Raw genomic sequence first — 17,425 nt, 5'->3', positions numbered from 1 at the left:
GTAGAGAAATGAAGTTTTTCGTTTATGTTCTTAGAAGTATAAATTTTGACAGGAATTACGTTGGGTTTACCAGAAATGTTGGAATACGTTTAAAACAACATAATGCCGGAAAAACAAAATCAACCAAACCATATCTACCTTGGAAGTTGGTACTTGTTGAAGAGTTTGAGTTTAAAGAGGATGCTCTTGCAAAAGAAAAGTTTTTAAAAACTGGCAGGGGTAGAGAGTATATTAAGAATTGGCCGCGTGGCGCAACTGAATAGCGCATCAGATTTCGGCTCTGAGGGTTGGGGGTTTGAATCCCTCCGCGGTCACGAATAAATAAAAACGCTGCATCTCAAATCAAGCTTGCTTGAATTTGAAAGTGTGGTTTTTTTATTTTCAAAGCGGAGCTTTGAGGGAAAAACGAGCGGAGCGAAATTTATAGTAACTCCAAGTTAAAGTTCTGAACCAATCTGCCTTCTTATTTTACATGCGGTTTTTTTTTCCCATATCTTTAATTCTCAAAGGAATTACATGAAATTCGTATTAGCACCGGACAAGTACAAAGGCTCTTTATCAGGTGCTGAGTTTTGCAATGCGGTGGAGGAAGGGATTTTAAAAGTTCTCCCAAAAGCTACAATTCTTAAAAAGCCTTTGGCCGATGGAGGTGACGGTACTATAGCTGTAGTCAAACATTACTTAAATGCTGATACCATTAGTGTCCAGGTAAATGACCCACTTTTTAGAGTTATAGACTCAGGATATTTGTTATCTCATGATAGTAAAACTGCATTTATCGAAATGTCCGAAGCGTCTGGACTCAAATTACTGCACAGTGGGGAGCTAAATTGTATGGAAACCACTTCCTTCGGAACCGGAGAGCTCATTTTGGATGCTCTAGAAAAAGGGGTAGCTAAAATAATTCTTGGTATCGGAGGTAGTGCAACCAATGACGGGGGTATGGGAATAGCGGCTGCTCTAGGTTATGAGTTTTTGGACAAAGACGGCAACGTATTGAAACCTATCGGAAAAAATTTAAAAGCTGTTGCTACCATATGTAAGAATTTAGTATATAAGAAACTCTCTCAGGTCAAAGTGAAAGTTGCCTGTGATGTTAGTAACCCGTTTTATGGAAATAATGGAGCTGCGTTCGTATACGGGCCTCAAAAAGGAGCTTCTGAGAAAGAAGTCAAGCTACTGGACGAAGGATTAAAGAACTTTGCTGATTGTATACACGCGGAATTTAATGTTGATGTACAAGATATTCCTGGGGCTGGTGCCGCTGGTGGAGTAGGCGGGGGAGCCATAGTGTTTTTGAATGCCACCTTGACCTCCGGTATTGATTTAATAAAAGAATTGGCCGATTTTGATAAAGTTATTTATGGTGCCGATTGGATTATAACGGGGGAAGGAAAATTGGATGCTCAAACCTTATCCGGAAAGACAATCGCAGGAGTCCTTACAGCCGCCCACAAAAAAAACATAAAAGTTGCTGCATTATGTGGCGCTGTGGAACTGACTCCAGAACAGCAAGAAGAAATAGGATTGCACTATGTATGTTCAATTCTTAGGGGAGTATCCTCTTTAGAGGATGCCTTAGGAAACAGTTACGATAACCTCGTAACTGCAAGCTATAATTTTGCTAAACTCCTGAAGAAGGGGCTATAAGCATCAAATTCGCTCTTCCAATTATCGGCTATCTAAAATGTGTTGAGCGATTATTTTGGCGTGGACCCTGGAGTTTTCTATAAACCATTTATGGGTTTCCATGCCTCCGCATATGACTCCGGCTAAATAAAGACCCTCCACATTGCTCTCCATGGTGTCGGGATCATAGGCTGGAAGTCTTTTTTCGTCATCGGAAAGTTGTATCCCTAGCTTTTCTAAAAATTCAAAATTGGGTTTATAACCTGTAAGTGCCAAAACAAAATCGTTAGGTAGACTACGGGTGCCTTCTGGTGAATTTAAAATAATCTCTTCGTCCTTAATTTCGGTTACATTGGTATTGTAAAAGGCATTTATACTGCCTTCTTCGATGCGATTGATAATGTCTGGTCTAACCCAATACTTTACACGTTGACCTACCTCAGGACCACGGATGATTAGGGAGACTTCGGCTCCTTTACGGTAACACTCCAGTGCCGCATCTATGGCAGAATTGCTTGCCCCGATCACGGCCAGTTTTTGACCAGCATAGAAATGGGGGTCTTTATAATAATGGGAGACTTTAGGTAATTCCTCACCTGGAATATTCAATTTGTTGGGAATGTCATAAAATCCAGTCGCAATGATGACGTTGTTGGAAACGTAGTTACTTTTTGTGGTGGTTACAGCGAAAACATCATTCTGCTTGATAACGCTTTCTACTCGCTCAAAAAGGTGTATGTCCAGCTTGTTGGACGTAACAATCCTTCGGTAATATTCCAAAGCTTCGTCTCGTTTTGGCTTTGCTTCTTTACTTATGAAGGGAATCTCATCAATTTCCAGCTTTTCTGAGGAAGAAAAGAACTGCATGTTCACCGGGTAGTTAAAAAGTGAGTTTACAATGGGTCCTTTTTCTATGATTACATAGGTTAAACCCTTTTTCTGTGCTTCCAGACCACAGGCAATACCTATGGGCCCGCCCCCAACAATAACAATATCAAGTTTATCCATTAGGCTACTACTTCTTTTAACTCCCGGATGGTTTTTGTCGGGTCGGCACTTTTAAAAACAAAGCTTCCTGCCACCAGAACATCCGCTCCGGCCGCTACCAATGCCTTTGCATTTTTGGAGGTTACTCCACCATCCATCTCGATTAATGTATGAGCACCTTTTTTATTGATGAGTGTTTTTAAGGCCTTCACCTTATCGTAGGTATTCTCGATGAAGGATTGACCACCAAATCCTGGATTTACACTCATCATACAGACCACATCGATATCTTTGATAGTATCTTCCAATAAATTGATGTTCGTATGCGGATTTAAAGCCACCCCAGCCTTCATTCCTTCTGCTTTGATAGCCTGTAGCGTTCTATGCAAATGTGTACAAGCTTCATAGTGGACACTTAGTATGTTGGCTCCTAAATCGGCAAAGGTCTTAATATACCTATCGGGGTCTACAATCATTAAATGCACATCTAAGGGTTTAGTAGCATGCTCCGCAATAGCTTTGATTACCGGCATTCCATAGGAAATGTTTGGTACAAAAATACCGTCCATGACATCAATATGATGCCAATCCGCAGCACTATTATTTACCATTTCAACATCCCGCTGCAAGTTTCCGAAATCGGCCGCAAGTAGGGAAGGAGCAATTTTTGTCTTCTGCATTTTGTCTCACTAAAATTATATACTACAAAAGTAGTGATTTGAGTTGTTCTAGGAATAATACGAAATGAAGCTTATAGATTCTACTTTCCATAGTAATATAGGAGGTCGCTTTCGGCGGCAATGTAGCCAAAGGAACTCCACGAAGGACTATTAACTATGTCGGTCATGATTTCCAGAGCTTTTTCTTTTTCACCATTATAGAAATGCCAATTAGCGAGTCCGTATGCCACGGCATCGTTGGAGGGACTTCCTGTTTCGGTTTGTAAAAGGGAATCAACTGGAATTAGTCCTTTGTACAATTTACAAAGTTCGTAGTAGCTCTGGTTCTCAATAACATCCATTTCTAATGAGATTGGTATCAACATTTCATCCGCTAATTCAGGATTTCCCAATCGGCGTTGAATCATATACAGCCAATGTGTACTAGAAACGATATTGTCGGGTAAACTGCCCGATTCCCTGCACTTGAGATAAGCTTCGTAAGCTTTTTCATAATCGTGTTTCAGATAATATGCCAGACCTAAATGATACCAGATGTTCCCGTGCAAAGTGCTTACGGGTATATTTTTGGCATTAGGCATGCCATCGGGTTCAATTTCATTGTCGGTACCCTGTATCAATTGTCCAGCTTTTTCCAAATCGGAAATTGCCGCATCGAAATTGCGGAGTGAGATTTGCCGATGCCCTCGATGACGGCGAAAACGAAGCTCCTCAGGATATTTTTCGATTCCCTGCGTGTAAATGGAAATGGCCTCCTCATAGCGACCGAGATATGCCGTTCTTCTGCCGTACCAAATGATTGCCTCCACACTGTCCGGGTAAGACTCAAAGGTAGTTTTCGCCTCTTCATATTGCCTCAAAAGCTTTTCCGAGGGTGCCGGAACTATGAATTCCTTACCCAAGGGTGTCATAAAAACGACTGGTTTTTCAACCGTTTCTTTTGGTTTTGAGGGAACATTCTTTTTATCGTTCTTGCAACTCACAACTACTAGTAAAACCATTACCAGCGAATAGAGAAATCGTAAGTTCTTACCAATAATTTCCATAAAATTTAATTATTCTGGCGCTTCAATTTCTTCGATTTCTGCATTCTTTAGCGCGGTATTGACTTGTGGTAATTGCTCTGTCATTACGGTATTTAGATTACCCAAGTGTAATGCTAATTCTGTGGATAGTTCATTAAAAACTTTATATGCCCCGTCCGTTGGTCTGGCATCTCCATTTTCCACACTCCGCCGTAATGAAGCCAGACGGTTGTTCAGTTTAATCGGGAAATTCAACGGATCTTGTCCGGATTGGTTCTTTACCTGGTAAAGCTCTTCTTCTATGCCGGAAATTTTCTCAAGAAAAGGAGCTATACTTTTTTTATAAGCCTCACTAGGAATCTTGGATTTGGCACTATCAATAGTTTTCTTGATCTGTCGTATTTGTATGACAGCATTATTGGCTGCCGTAGTCTTCTGCATTATCTTATTGGCCAATTCGAATTGCTCATCCAGATGTTCTTTTGTAATTCCTTTTAGGTTTGGGTCGATATGAATATTGAATGGAAATGTCTTTTCGTAATCTTTGGTTTTCATCCTTACTTTATAAGTGCCTAAAGGTGCCTTTGGCCCACGTTGTGGACGAGCGCTCCAAATAATCATTCCATCAAATTCCGTTGCCCCAGGATACCTCAGGTCCCAGGTGAAGTTATTGATTCCAGCAGCGGTTGTCGGTTTGGAAGAGCCACCTGTTTCCCACCAAGGCGCATCCGGGTCTTTTTCATACTTTGGTTTGCTGCCGGTGAACGTATTGATAAGCATGTCATTGGCGTCCAAAATCTCAAAGGTTATACTATCCGCCTGTTCCTTCAGATAATATTGAATTTTTGCGTCATTAATTCCTCGTATGGGATCGGCAGGTTGGAATAAAACCGCCGATTCATTTTTCATTTCGTCGGTATATTGCCGTATGGGCTGAATGTCATCTAAAATCCAAAATCCCCTACCGTGAGAACCCAGTACCACATCATTATCTTTTACAACAAGGTCGCGTATTGGAGTATCCGGGAGCTCTAGCTGAAGGCTTTGCCAAAGCGCACCGTCATTCATGGAGAAATAAACGCCATGCTCGGTAGCCAAAAATAATAAACCTTCTCTTTCATGATCTTCCCGAACGGCCCTAGCAAAATGACCATCTTCTATTCCGTTGATGATTTTGGTCCACGTCTTCCCGTAATCATGGGTTTTAAAAACATAAGGTTTCCGATCATCAACCTGATATCTATTTGCTGCAACGAACAAGGTTCCTGGTCTGTGTTTGGATTCGTGAATAATACTTACCCTGGAGAATTTGGGTAAATCTTTTGGAGTAATGTCCTGCCATTTTTTTCCGCCGTCCCGAGTGATATGAATTTTCCCGTCATCCGAACCTGCCCATATAGTATTGATATCATGAAACGAGGGCGCCAATGCGAAAACCGTAGCATATATTTCGGGTCCGTTCATATCCATGGTTATAATACCACCGGTCTTACCCAAAGTCTCAGGGTCGGCATAAGTTAAATCCGGACTTATTTTTTCCCATGATTGCCCATCGTCCGTTGTTTTCCAAACGTGCTGTGAACAGGTGTACATGACATTTGAATCTTGCGGAGCGAACATGATAGGAAACGTCCATTGCCACCTTTCGGGAAGTGCGCTCGCAGGTTCGCCAGAGAAGAATCTAGGATATACTTGAATATCCCTTATCTGTCCGTTACTACGATCATATCGGGTTAGAAGAGCGCCTTGGCTTCCAGCATAAAAAATATCTTTTTTCTCCGGATGTTGCGTGATCCATCCACTCTCGCCCCCGCCTACTGCATAGTACCATCCGTGATTTGGGCCTCTGGCCTGCATATGTTCCCAACCATCGCTTGGCATGGCCAAAGTGCTATTGTCCTGTTGAGCACCCGCTACATGATAGGGCACATCGCTGGTGGTCATCACATGATAAAATTGTGTTGTGGTATAATCTTGTTCTGTCCAGCTTTTGCCTCCGTTAATACTTACATTACCCCCGCCATCATTCGAATTGATCATCCGCTCCGGATTATTGGGGTCTATCCACAAATCATGATTATCTCCATGGGGAACTTTGATGGTGGTATCAAAGGTTTTACCTCCATCCGTAGATTTGTACAGGCCTGTATTCAAACAATATACGGTTTCCTTGTCCAAAGGATCCGCATAAATTCTGGAGTAATAAAAAGCGCGCTGTCTTAGTTTGCGTTCGTCATTGGTACGTTCCCAGGTCTTACCACCATCATCAGAACGAAAAACCCCACCTTCATTGGCCTCCATAATGGCCCAAACACGATTGGAATCTGCCGGGGAAACGGTAACCCCAATTTTGCCTACCGGTGGTGCGGGCATACCTTCATTGCTTGTTAAATCGGTCCAAGTATTCCCACCATCCGTGGATTTCCATAATTTGGAGTCGCCGCCACCGCCCCACATTTTCCATGCTTTTCGTTGTACTTCCCAAGTGGTGGCATATAAAACATCGGGATTATTACGGTCAATGATTAAATCCACAGCACCTGCCTTGGGGCTAACATAGAGGACTTTTTCCCAAGAACTACCACCGTCCTTGGAACGAAAAACACCTCTTTCTTCATTGTCCCCGTAAGGGTGGCCTAAAGCTGCGACGTACACTAAATCCGGATTAGTTGGATGTATGCGAATACGTGCTACGGCCTGAGTTTCTTTTAATCCTAAGTGGCGCCAGGTTTTTCCTCCGTCCTCGGTTTTGTATACACCATCACCTTGGGTTATGCTTCCGCGCAATTGTACCTCGCCCATACCGATATAAACAATATCCGGATTGGTTTCTGCCACGGCAACAGCGCCAACAGAAGAACTGGTTATTTGTCCATCGGTAACCGGTGACCACTCCGTACCACCGTCAACAGTTTTCCAAAGGCCTCCTCCCGTTGCTCCAAAATAATATTCGTTCGGTCTACTGGGGCTTCCTGCACACCCTAAGGAACGGCCACCCCTATTCGGACCTATATTTCGCCATTCCAAACCTTCATAAAAGCTTTTGTCAATGGGGGAATCCGTAGTTGTATTTTTTTGAGCAAAGGTTGAAAAGTAACTGCACGTTAAGGTGGCAACGAACAGTATTTGAAAATAGGACTTCATAAAAATGTATTTAAAGTGAAAAGTATATTCAACGTGGTTTGTTTATAAATGTAATAAAATGACTTGGTACTTATTTGAAAGCTCACAGGTAAACCTCAATAAAATGCGTCGTCAAATTTTCTCGGCAATGATTTCAACCATCAAGCAAGTTGCAATGGACGCTCCAGTCGTATTTTCCAATGCTTCTAAATCAGTGAGCGCATCAGTAACTTGTTCAGGAGTAAGATAGCCTTGGGGAACAAGTCTTGGAAAGTAACTTTGGAAAAATGTTTTGGGCCATTGCCAAATACCGTTTTGCGGGGTAGCTATTTTCATCATAGGGCGCAATCCTATGACTTTCATGCCAATTCGCTCCAATATTGCCGGAAGGAATTTTCCAATGTCGATTTCGTTTGGAGAATCTTTAAAACTTTTAAGAGCCATTGCTATGCCATGGGCAAGTGCCTTTTTTGGAGGTTCTGTTTGCAAAACGCCCCAATCATAATATTCGTGAAGTACCATCTTGCCTTTTGGCTTTAGGGCATCAACTACTTTTTTCAAAACCTCCTCGGGGTTCGGAATCCAAGCCAGGGCCCATCTGCAATACATACCATCCAGGCTGGACTGTTGTAGTTTCATGTTATCAAAGTCTGCATGAATGGTTTCGATATTTAAATTGTATTGTTTTGCTACACCATCAAGGAACTGTATATATTTTTTTGATTTATCTATTCCTATAACCTTACCCTCAGCACCGGCAAGAAAAGCAAGTTCTTTGGTGCAGTAGCCCGGGCCACATCCTAGGTCAAGTAGTGTTTGCCCGGCTTTAAAATTGGCTAAGCGCCATCCGTGCTGGGCTTCTTCCGCCCATACTTGGTGTTGAACGCCCAATCTAAAAAGTTCCTCTGCATCCGCTCCTAAAATGTACGTTTTTTCGTTGTTCAATATTATTGTTCTTTATCTTGTTGATAGACTTCATGATTTGCATCCCCGCCCGCTTGTATGTAGGCAAACAGATTTTTGATTTCCTTTGGATTTAATCGATTTAATAGTCCTGAAGGCATCGGGGATAATGGAGATAATTCTCGTTTCAAGACTTTATCCTTTAGAAGTTCTACCGTATAACCCTCATTAAATGGGTTGGGCATAAGCGTTATTGAATCATCCGTTTCTTTTTTAATGCGTCCTGATATTTTCTTGCCATCTTCCATATGAAACAGGGTGTTGGCATATTGGTCCGATATTTCGTCATTGGGGCTGTAAACGGCAAAAATCATCTCATAATTATTGAATTTGGTATGGGCTTGGGTTAAATCGGGACCGGCTGCTCCCCCTTCTCCGCGCATACGATGGCAGAGGATGCACATACCGGCTTGGTACGCTCGCTCGCCACCTGCAAAATCAACTTCAACATCCGAGAGGGCATCTCCCCAAAGCATATCACCAATTTCCTTACCACCGTATTGACCGCCGGGTCCTACAGGTTGTGGAATTTCAGCTATTGCCGTGGTAGGGGAATAAACCCCGGAAAGTTCTTGAAAGTATTCCCTGTCCTCCTCTGGAACATTTTCCATGGCCGCCAATCGAATGTTCTCCATTCCAGGTTTGAAACTCAATCCGCCCTTCGCATTTAGGACATCGTAGAACCATTGAAAATAAGTTTCACGGGTTTCTTTTGTCCAACCGCTATCGGCGTGGCTCAGTATTACACCATAGAATATGGCTTCGCTTGGAGGCATTTTAGCGATTATTTCACGAATCAATGGTCCGTATTGTTCGCTTCGTAGCGTAGTTTCCTCAGCTAAGTATGCGCTGGGGTCATTATTTTTTTCTTCTGTATATTTTTTGAGAAGTTCTACCAAGCCCTCAGTTATACCATCCGATTTTAAGTACAACAGGAGTTGACCTAATTCACGATTCATTTTGGAATCTCTATGCGGAAAATGCTGTTTTAATTTATTTGCTATCGCCAGACGTTGTCTCTCGTCAGGTGCTCCTTGTCTGATGAACTGAAGTTCGTAACTCCGTAGAAGATTTAACTGTTGTTCAGAAGTAAGTGTCTCAAACTTGATAGTCCCTAACTTGTCCAATACCTTAGATTTAATGTTGGGATTTCCTTGATGCGCCAAACCAATACTGGCCTCAATGATTTTTCTAGAATCTTTCTCGTTATAGAATAGGGGCAACCACTGTTCCAATGGTTGATTTTCTAGTGCCACTCGAGAGGCATAGCGAATAAACCTATCATTATGGTTTAAATTCTCCCACGCCAAGGCAACACCTTCTGATGATTGTTCTGTATGGTATTTTTCAATGGTGCGTCTAAGTTGTCTTAAACTGTTCTCGGCCGTACTTAAGGTTTCTTCCGTTTTCGTTTCTGGATTTCCGTTATAACTCAATCGATACAAATGAGAATCTATGCGCCGTCCGCCCGTAGCAAAATAAAGATTGCCATCCGTTCCAGCGACCATATCGGTCAAGGGTAGGGGAGTACCCGATAAGAATTCCTCACGCTCGGCAGTATAACTACTGCCGTTTGGTTTTAAATCGATAAAATAAACGGTACCAAAACTCCAATCCATGATTAAAAGTCCATTGGCATATTTGTTCGGAAAATTCAAAGTAGCTCCAGAGAGTACCGCAGTGGGCGAACCTTGTTCTAAATTATGAACAGCCGGTAAGGCATCTGGATAATATTCTGGCCACTTGCCCGATCCGGTTCGCCACCCATATTCACTTCCGCTAGTCACATGGCATATTCTTGTAGGGCGATACCATGGCATACCAATATCCCATTCCATATCCGCATCATAGGCAAAAAGTTCCCCGTCTTCATTGAAGGCGATATCGAAAGCGTTTCGATAGCCAGCTGAAATTAATTCCCAATTTGTGCCGTCCGGATTAAACTTACAAACCCAACCACCGGGCGCTTTTATATCATTGGCATGCCCTCTGGCGTCAAGATAGGGTTCGAATAGATTGTCCTCACCCCAATTGGTAGGGAGGCGGCTATTTTTTAGAACTGTTTCGGGAATTAACGTATGATTTCCGGCGATAAAATAAATTTCTTCACCATTTGGTCCTAATGCAAAACTATGTGGTCCGTGTTCTCCTTCCCCCTCTAATTTAAGAAGCATTTTTACCGTATCCAGTTTTCCGTCGTTATCGGAATCCGTAAGCCGATAAATTCCGCTGCCATTTTCTTGGGAGTCGGGAATGTCTTCATCCCATCTTTTGTTTACGGCAACGTATAAGCTATTAAAAGCCCATAATAGCCCATGGGCAGAACCCACATCCAGATCAAGTGGCTTTATATCCGATTTTTTTAGTGTCTTTCCCTCTTTTGGTATGCGGAACTCATATATTTTTCCATACTGGTCGCAAGCGAATAAAGTCTGTTTCGGACCTTGGGCAAGGGCCACCCATGAGCCCTGTTCGTATGCACTGGGATTGTAAAGTTCTTCCAAAAGAAAACCATCTGGAACATTAAAGGTAATATCCTTTTCACCTGTCTCTTTGTTAGCATCTTCATTATTACAGGCAAAAAGAAACAACGAAAAGAACGTTATGAGCGCGAATTGAAATTTAGTATGGTGCATAGGTTGATTATTGACTACTTAAAGATACAAAACGGACCTTTATGTTGATCGCAGTTGTCGTAGTCCTTCATAAACAACGATACCTACGGAATTAGCCAGATTCAAACTGCGGATATGAGAGCTATAGATCGGAATTTTATATAAATGCTGTTGGTTGTTTTCAATTATTTCCTTTGAAAGTCCAACGGATTCCTTCCCAAAAATCAGGAACATATCCTCCTTAAAGGGTATAGACCAATGTTCCTTACTTCCATGACTTGAAAAGAAAGCCATATTATTTGAACGATGCGTGTGGAAAAATTCATTTTGATTTTCGTAGATATGAAGCGATAAATGTTGCCAATAGTCTAAACCAGCTCTCTTTACTCTCTTGTCATCTAGGTCAAAACCTAAAGGTTTTACCAAATGTAGCTTTGAATTGGTAGCTAATGCCAACCTTCCAATATTGCCTGTATTATTTGGGATTTCAGGCTCTAGAAGTACAATGTTTAAAGCCATTAGTCTTTTTGAATGGATTTTAAGTAAAGTTGCTCCACCTTCTCCCGTGCCCAAGATGTTCGCCTTAAAAATTTTAAACTGGATTTAATGGAAGGGTTGCTTTTAAAACAGTTAATATTGATTTTGGACGCCAGGTCCTCCCATGTGTAAATTTGGGTAAGGTGTTCCATAATTTCTACCAATGTTACACCATGAAGCGGATTGTTTGGTTGGCTCTCGGAATTTTGATGCATAGTTTGAATTGAGAATGTTTTCGTTACTCAGTGCCCGATTTGTTTATTTTTGATAAGCCACCAACATCGATATCGGCGGTACTTGTACTGTTTTTTTTAATGGTTTTCCATTTACAAGACTAAAGTCGTCTCCTATGACGGCCAATTGCCACACACCTTCTAAAATATGCTTTATAGGTTTGGGGTTGGCATTGTAAATTACTAAAATATTATTCCAAGAATCATAATTTGCATTGTTTTGGATTACGTACGATACAACTCCGTCCGTTGATTTTAAGAAGGTAAGGTTATCAACTACATCTTTGGAATTTGTCATACGAACGGCAGGATGGCTTTTTCTTAATTCAATTAAGTTTTTATAGTAATCAAAGACCGGTTTATGCTCTAGCTTCCAGTTCCAATCAATTTGATTGATAGAATCAGGAAGATTATACGAATTTTCTTCTTCTTTTTTGGTGCGTAAAAATTCCGCTCCGGCGTGCATGAAAACTGTGCCTTGGGAAGTTAGCACAATGGCATTTGCCAACTTGTCCATAGCCACTAATGCCTCCTGTGACGCATCTCCACGTGAAACCTTAAGTTTATCGAACAAGGTATGATTGTCATGACATGAAACATAGGAGATGGCCTGCCAGGGGCTGAACTCCAAGGTTGGTCAGAATAGTTTACTTTGTCATAATCTATTTGAGGGTGTAGAATGGATCCGACTACCCCAAATTTTATGGATTCTTCCATATTTTTGGCACCACTGACGAAGCCAGCACTATCGTTGTCAAAAACAGATCCTTTAAGACCATCTCTTAAATCATCACTAAATACAGCTATCTCCGGTATTTGTTGAGCATGCTTTTTGAGCGCCCGTTCACTTTTAGACAATGGAGAATCTTTAGCCGTCCACCCTTCACCATACAGCAGAATATTCGGATTAATTTCTTTTAGCCTTGCAGAAACCTGGTTCATGGTTTGAATATCATGAATGCCCATGAGATCAAATCGAAAACCGTCCACATGATATTCTTTTGCCCAGTAGGAAACCGATTCCAAAATAAACTTACGCATCATAGCTCTTTCCGACGCTGTTTCATTTCCACAAGCTGCGGCATCGGCGTAAGTGCCATCCTCCCAATATCTGTAATAATAGCCAGGAACTTCTTGATTAAAATTAGACTCTTCCGTTTTCCCGGTATGGTTATAGGCCACATCTAAAATGACCCCGATTCCGTTTGTGTGAAAGGTCTGAACCATCTTCTTGAATTCCTCTATTCGCACTTTTGCTTCATAGGGGTCGGAAGAATAAGATCCTTCTGGAACATTATAATTTTGTGGGTCATAACCCCAATTATATTGGACACTATCCAGCTTTGCTTCGTCAATGGCGTAATGATCAAAGCTGGGCAGTAAATGCACGTGGGTAATCCCCAATTCCTTTAGATGGTCTATTCCTGTAGCAACATTTTCAGGTCCTCTAGTGTTACTTTCAACCAATCCTAAATATTTTCCGGGCATCGATGAACCGGATTGGGGATGGATGGTCATATCTCTTATGTGCAGTTCGTAGATTATGGCCTCGTTGGCAGTTTTTATTTGCGGCCCTTTGTCCCTTTCCCAACGCTCGGGATTTGTACTTTCCATGTCCAAAACCATGGCTTTTTTTCCATTTACTCCTACGGCTTTTGCATAAATACCAGGGGTTTCTTTTAACCAATGGCCATCTGCCTTTACCTGATAGGTATAGTAGGTACCATCTAGGTTTCCATCAATTTTTACCTTCCAAAGGCCATTTTCACCTGTCTCCATTTCAAAATTGGAATAGGACGTAGTATCATCCCCAGTTCTATAAAGTTTTAGTATTACTCGTTCTGCCGTGGGAGACCATAGCTTGAATTCAGTCGCGAGTTTACTATAATCCAACCAAAGGTTGGAATTCGTTGCAATTGGATAATCTTCAAAATTTTGATATTTCTTTTCCTCTACTGTGCAAGAATCAAGAAAAAATATCATAATAATAATAAGTTTGGCGGTAATTTTCATCCTGTGGAGTGACGCGGCAAAATGTAAGTTAAGTAATTTGTGGATATTCTATCAAATCATCCAGCATACAATTGGAATACAGTGGCATCGGATAATTTTTGACTATGGGTATAAATGAAAAAACTCCGGTAATCAGCCGGAGTTTATTCATCAATCAAAAAACGAACAGTCATGATAAACTGTTGTTACCGTTAAAATTACAACTTATATGCCAAATTTCCAATTTAAGGAATATTTAACGTGTAATTTTTATAACGCTAATACGAATGGTATTAGCCCAAATACGTTTTCAAGATTTTACTTCTTGATGTATGTTTTAATCTACGGATTGCCTTTTCCTTAATCTGGCGTACTCTTTCCCTTGTAAGGTCAAAAGTTTCACCAATTTCTTCAAGAGTCATTGAGTGCTGCCCCGCAAGACCAAAGTACAGGCGAATGACGTCCGCTTCTCTTGGTGTTAAGGTTTCCAAAGCACGTTCAATCTCCGTACGTAAAGATTCATGCAACAATTCCTTATCAGGGTTTGGAGACTCTCCACTACGCAATACATCGTATAGGTTGGAATCTTCACCATCGATCAAAGGCGCGTCCATGGATACATGACGACCTGAATTTTTTAAGGACTGTTTTACGTCGTCAACCGTCATATCCAGTTCCTTGGCAATTTCTTCTGCGGAAGGCATACGCTCATGCGCTTGCTCCAAGAAAGCGAAGGTTTTGTTGATTTTGTTGATCGAACCGATTTTGTTCAAAGGCAATCGAACAATACGGGATTGTTCTGCCAATGCTTGTAATATAGATTGACGGATCCACCATACGGCGTAGGAAATAAATTTAAATCCCCGCGTCTCGTCAAAACGCTGTGCAGCTTTAATCAGACCAAGGTTCCCCTCGTTGATTAAATCCGGTAAAGTAAGCCCTTGGTTTTGGTACTGCTTCGCAACTGATACCACGAATCTGAGGTTGGCCTTCGTAAGTTTTTCAAGAGCGATCTGGTCGCCTGCCTTGATGCGTTGTGCCAACTCTACTTCCTCATCAGCGGTAATCAAGTCTACTTTTCCAATTTCTTGCAAGTACTTGTCCAAAGATGCGGTCTCCCTATTGGTGACCTGTTTTGTAATCTTAAGCTGTCTCATTAAAGTAAATTAAGTTCAATTTGCATAGACTGCATATACTTATACGTAAAAAAGTATGGAATGTTACAAATTGACTTAAAAAAGTTCCATTATCCGTTGTAGCGTACAAAAAAGCCCCAACTAGTTGTTGAGGCTTTTTTAATATTAATTGTCTTTAATTTAATCCCTTCTGGGTTTGCGATCACGGTTACGGTCGTTTCCGCGACGATCATCTCTACGATCGTTGCTACGTGGCGGCCTCTCCTTAAAACCTTCAGGCTTTGGCAATAAAGCCTTGCGCGAAACTTTTTCCTTACGCGTTCTTGGATCCGTACCTAAATACTTCACTTCAAACTCGTCTCCCATGTTTACCACGTCAGAAACATTTTCTGTACGTTCCCATGCCAATTCAGAAACGTGTAGTAAGGTCTCATTGCCAGGAGCATCCAAATATTCTACCACCGCACCAAAATCCAACATCTTAATAACCTTAACTTTATAAGCTTCGTTCATTTGAGGTTTGAACATCAAAGAATCAATTTTTGCCAGTACAGCATCGATTCCATTTTGGTCCGTTCCTAAAATTTCGACAATACCTTCTTCCGTAACAGGATCTTCGTTAATAACGATAGTAGTACCTGTTTCTTTTTGAAGTTCTTGAATTACTTTTCCACCAGGTCCGATTAAAGCACCGATAAATTCATTAGGAATAGTACGTGTTACCATTTTTGGAGCATGTGCTTTAACATCCTCATTTGGAGTGGCAATCGTGTCCGTTAATTTGGTAAGAATATGTAAACGACCGTCTCTTGCTTGTTTCAAAGCATTCACCAAAATTTCATAGGACAAACCTTTTACCTTAATATCCATTTGGCAAGCGGTAATTCCGTCTGCGGTTCCAGTTACTTTAAAATCCATATCCCCAAGATGATCTTCATCACCAAGAATATCTGAAAGAACTGCATATTTACCACTATCTAAATCTGTAATCAATCCCATGGCGATACCGGAAACAGGTTTTTTCAATTGTACACCAGCGTCCATTAATGCCATTGTACCGGAACAGACCGTTGCCATTGAAGAGGAACCGTTTGATTCCAATACCTCGGAAACAACACGGACCGTATACGGACAATCTTCGGGTACCATTCCCTTTAAGGCACGTTGTGCCAAGTTACCATGCCCAACTTCTCTACGAGATGTTCCACGTATTGGTCTTGCTTCTCCTGTTGAAAAAGGAGGAAAGTTATAGTGCAGGTAGAAACGCTCTTCACCTTCAAAGGAAGGCATATCTATCTGGTTAGAATCTCTTGATGTTCCCAAGGTTACCGTTGCCAGTGCCTGAGTTTCACCACGAGTGAAAATTGCAGAACCGTGTGTGGAAGGAAGGTAATCCACCTCACACCAAATAGGTCTAATTTCATCGGTCTTACGGCCATCCAATCGTAAGCCTTCATTTAATGTAAGGTCACGAACGGCGGCTTTTTCAGCTTTGTAAAAATATTTGGAAATCATACCACCATACTCCTCTTGCTCTTCTTCGGAAAAAGATGCTTTTACTTCTTCTTTGATTTCGCTAAAGGCCGCGCTACGTTCATGCTTGGCAGAACCAGCTTTCGCTATAGCGTATACCTTATCATAGGCCATATCATGAATTTTCTTGGCCAATTCTTCATCTTCGCGTTCACCCTCGTACTCGCGAACCTCTTTCTTGCCAAAAGCTTCTGCAAGTTTTACTTGAGCAGCGCATTGTACCTTTATAGCCTCGTGCGCAAATTTGATAGCTTCGGTCATTTCTTCTTCAGAAATCTCATCCATCTCACCTTCCACCATCATTACTGAATCTGCAGAAGCACCAATCATCATATCGATATCCGACTCTGCTAATTGCGCCCTTGTTGGATTAATGACGAACTCGCCGTTTACACGACCAACCCTAGCCTCTGAAATGGCACATTCAAAAGGAAAATCCGATAACTGAATAGCAGCAGATGCAGCCAAACCGGCCATAGCATCTGGCATAACTTCATCATCATGGGACATGAGTTGAATCATTACCTGAGTCTCGGAATGATAGTCTTTTGGAAAAAGTGGACGTAAAACACGATCCACCAAACGCATGGTCAATACCTCACCGTCACTTGGTCTAGCTTCTCTTTTGAAGAAACCACCAGGATAACGGCCTGCGGCTGCAAATTTCTCACGGTAATCTACAGTAAGCGGAAGAAAATCCACGTCACTTTGTTTGTAATTGGAAACGACTGTACACAATAGCATACATTTTCCGGATTGCACAACAACAGAACCATGTGCCTGCTTTGCCAATTTTCCAGTTTCGATAGAAATTTCCCTACCGTCACCGAGGTCTATGACCTCTTTAAATACTTTTGGAATCATAAAATTGATTTAAACCCGATACCTATCGGGACTTGTTAAACAATGGTCACCCCACCATACTTTTTTGGTCGGAGTTGTTGTTGTGTTGTTGGACCAATGAAAAACTAT

General features: G+C 41.6%; 14 protein-coding genes and 1 tRNA gene. 3 read left to right on the top strand and 12 right to left on the bottom strand.

Features of this window, described 5'->3' with window-relative positions:
* The first annotated feature begins 8 nt into the window (after positions 1 to 8).
* The 3 genes from N8A89_RS03160 to N8A89_RS03150 all read left to right on the top strand — a co-directional run bounded on the left by N8A89_RS03160 (position 9) and on the right by N8A89_RS03150 (position 1,650).
* Positions 9 to 263 carry a GIY-YIG nuclease family protein gene (locus N8A89_RS03160; protein ID WP_281540943.1) on the top strand — a complete coding sequence of 85 codons (255 nt, stop codon included), beginning with the start codon at positions 9 to 11 and terminating at the stop codon, positions 261 to 263.
* Positions 241 to 314 (top strand) — tRNA-Arg (locus N8A89_RS03155). The genes N8A89_RS03160 and N8A89_RS03155 overlap by 23 nt, the downstream gene beginning before the upstream one ends.
* A gap of 202 nt (positions 315 to 516) precedes the next feature.
* Entirely contained in the window at positions 517 to 1,650 is a 1,134-nt protein-coding gene (locus tag N8A89_RS03150; RefSeq protein ID WP_289644910.1) for a glycerate kinase, read from the top strand.
* A 21-nt stretch (positions 1,651 to 1,671) separates the two neighbouring features.
* Here the strand turns inward: N8A89_RS03150 and N8A89_RS03145 are convergent, their stop codons facing one another.
* The 12 genes from N8A89_RS03145 to N8A89_RS03090 form a co-directional block, all read right to left on the bottom strand.
* The gene (locus N8A89_RS03145; RefSeq protein WP_281540942.1) at positions 1,672 to 2,637 is read right to left on the bottom strand and encodes a YpdA family putative bacillithiol disulfide reductase; all 966 of its coding nucleotides are present in this window, start codon (positions 2,635 to 2,637) and stop codon (positions 1,672 to 1,674) included.
* The gene (gene rpe / locus N8A89_RS03140) at positions 2,637 to 3,296 is read right to left on the bottom strand and encodes a ribulose-phosphate 3-epimerase (RefSeq protein ID WP_281540941.1); all 660 of its coding nucleotides are present in this window, start codon (positions 3,294 to 3,296) and stop codon (positions 2,637 to 2,639) included. Before rpe ends, N8A89_RS03145 begins: the two co-directional genes overlap by 1 nt.
* An 80-nt stretch (positions 3,297 to 3,376) precedes the next feature.
* Entirely contained in the window at positions 3,377 to 4,342 is a 966-nt protein-coding gene (locus N8A89_RS03135) for a tetratricopeptide repeat protein (protein ID WP_281540940.1), read from the bottom strand.
* Positions 4,343 to 4,351: 9 nt separating this feature from the next.
* Positions 4,352 to 7,465, bottom strand: a complete 3,114-nt coding sequence (locus tag N8A89_RS03130; protein WP_281540939.1) for a VPS10 domain-containing protein — start codon at positions 7,463 to 7,465, stop codon at positions 4,352 to 4,354.
* Between the two features lie 111 nt (positions 7,466 to 7,576).
* Positions 7,577 to 8,389: a methyltransferase domain-containing protein gene (locus tag N8A89_RS03125; protein ID WP_281540938.1), complete on the bottom strand. Its 813-nt coding sequence runs from the start codon at positions 8,387 to 8,389 to the stop codon at positions 7,577 to 7,579.
* A 2-nt stretch (positions 8,390 to 8,391) separates the two neighbouring features.
* Positions 8,392 to 11,043: a c-type cytochrome gene (locus N8A89_RS03120; protein ID WP_289644909.1), complete on the bottom strand. Its 2,652-nt coding sequence runs from the start codon at positions 11,041 to 11,043 to the stop codon at positions 8,392 to 8,394.
* A gap of 39 nt (positions 11,044 to 11,082) precedes the next feature.
* Positions 11,083 to 11,541, bottom strand: coding sequence for a tRNA (cytidine(34)-2'-O)-methyltransferase (locus tag N8A89_RS03115; RefSeq protein WP_281540935.1), 459 nt, complete (start codon positions 11,539 to 11,541; stop codon positions 11,083 to 11,085).
* The gene (locus tag N8A89_RS03110) at positions 11,541 to 11,774 is read right to left on the bottom strand and encodes a VF530 family protein (RefSeq protein ID WP_281540934.1); all 234 of its coding nucleotides are present in this window, start codon (positions 11,772 to 11,774) and stop codon (positions 11,541 to 11,543) included. Before N8A89_RS03110 ends, N8A89_RS03115 begins: the two co-directional genes overlap by 1 nt.
* Before the next feature lie 43 nt (positions 11,775 to 11,817).
* Positions 11,818 to 12,366, bottom strand: a complete 549-nt coding sequence (locus tag N8A89_RS03105) for an alpha-1,6-glucosidase domain-containing protein (protein WP_281540933.1) — start codon at positions 12,364 to 12,366, stop codon at positions 11,818 to 11,820.
* The gene (gene pulA, locus N8A89_RS03100; RefSeq protein WP_289644906.1) at positions 12,315 to 13,775 is read right to left on the bottom strand and encodes a type I pullulanase; all 1,461 of its coding nucleotides are present in this window, start codon (positions 13,773 to 13,775) and stop codon (positions 12,315 to 12,317) included. The genes N8A89_RS03105 and pulA overlap by 52 nt, the downstream gene beginning before the upstream one ends.
* A 302-nt stretch (positions 13,776 to 14,077) precedes the next feature.
* Positions 14,078 to 14,941: a sigma-70 family RNA polymerase sigma factor gene (locus tag N8A89_RS03095; RefSeq protein ID WP_272652294.1), complete on the bottom strand. Its 864-nt coding sequence runs from the start codon at positions 14,939 to 14,941 to the stop codon at positions 14,078 to 14,080.
* 159 nt (positions 14,942 to 15,100) lie between these two features.
* On the bottom strand, positions 15,101 to 17,317 hold the full coding sequence (locus tag N8A89_RS03090; protein ID WP_281540930.1) for a polyribonucleotide nucleotidyltransferase: 2,217 nt from the start codon (positions 17,315 to 17,317) through the stop codon (positions 15,101 to 15,103).
* Positions 17,318 to 17,425 lie beyond the last annotated feature (108 nt).

The sequence above is a fragment of the Maribacter aestuarii genome, from assembly GCF_027474845.2.
GTDB classification, from domain to species: Bacteria; Bacteroidota; Bacteroidia; order Flavobacteriales; family Flavobacteriaceae; genus Maribacter; species Maribacter aestuarii.
The sequence above is the reverse complement of the archived record's forward strand: the minus strand, read 5'-3'. Positions and strand labels throughout refer to the sequence as shown.

Coding starts and splice junctions, on each gene's coding strand:
- N8A89_RS03160 (WP_281540943.1), top strand. CDS start 9: ATGAAGTTTTTCGTTTATGTTCTTAGAAGTATAAATTTTGACAGGAAT.
- N8A89_RS03150 (WP_289644910.1), top strand. CDS start 517: ATGAAATTCGTATTAGCACCGGACAAGTACAAAGGCTCTTTATCAGGT.
- N8A89_RS03145 (WP_281540942.1), bottom strand. CDS start 2,637: ATGGATAAACTTGATATTGTTATTGTTGGGGGCGGGCCCATAGGTATT.
- rpe (WP_281540941.1), bottom strand. CDS start 3,296: ATGCAGAAGACAAAAATTGCTCCTTCCCTACTTGCGGCCGATTTCGGA.
- N8A89_RS03135 (WP_281540940.1), bottom strand. CDS start 4,342: ATGGAAATTATTGGTAAGAACTTACGATTTCTCTATTCGCTGGTAATG.
- N8A89_RS03130 (WP_281540939.1), bottom strand. CDS start 7,465: ATGAAGTCCTATTTTCAAATACTGTTCGTTGCCACCTTAACGTGCAGT.
- N8A89_RS03120 (WP_289644909.1), bottom strand. CDS start 11,043: ATGCACCATACTAAATTTCAATTCGCGCTCATAACGTTCTTTTCGTTG.
- N8A89_RS03115 (WP_281540935.1), bottom strand. CDS start 11,541: ATGGCTTTAAACATTGTACTTCTAGAGCCTGAAATCCCAAATAATACA.
- N8A89_RS03110 (WP_281540934.1), bottom strand. CDS start 11,774: ATGCATCAAAATTCCGAGAGCCAACCAAACAATCCGCTTCATGGTGTA.
- pulA (WP_289644906.1), bottom strand. CDS start 13,775: ATGATATTTTTTCTTGATTCTTGCACAGTAGAGGAAAAGAAATATCAA.
- N8A89_RS03095 (WP_272652294.1), bottom strand. CDS start 14,941: ATGAGACAGCTTAAGATTACAAAACAGGTCACCAATAGGGAGACCGCA.
- N8A89_RS03090 (WP_281540930.1), bottom strand. CDS start 17,317: ATGATTCCAAAAGTATTTAAAGAGGTCATAGACCTCGGTGACGGTAGG.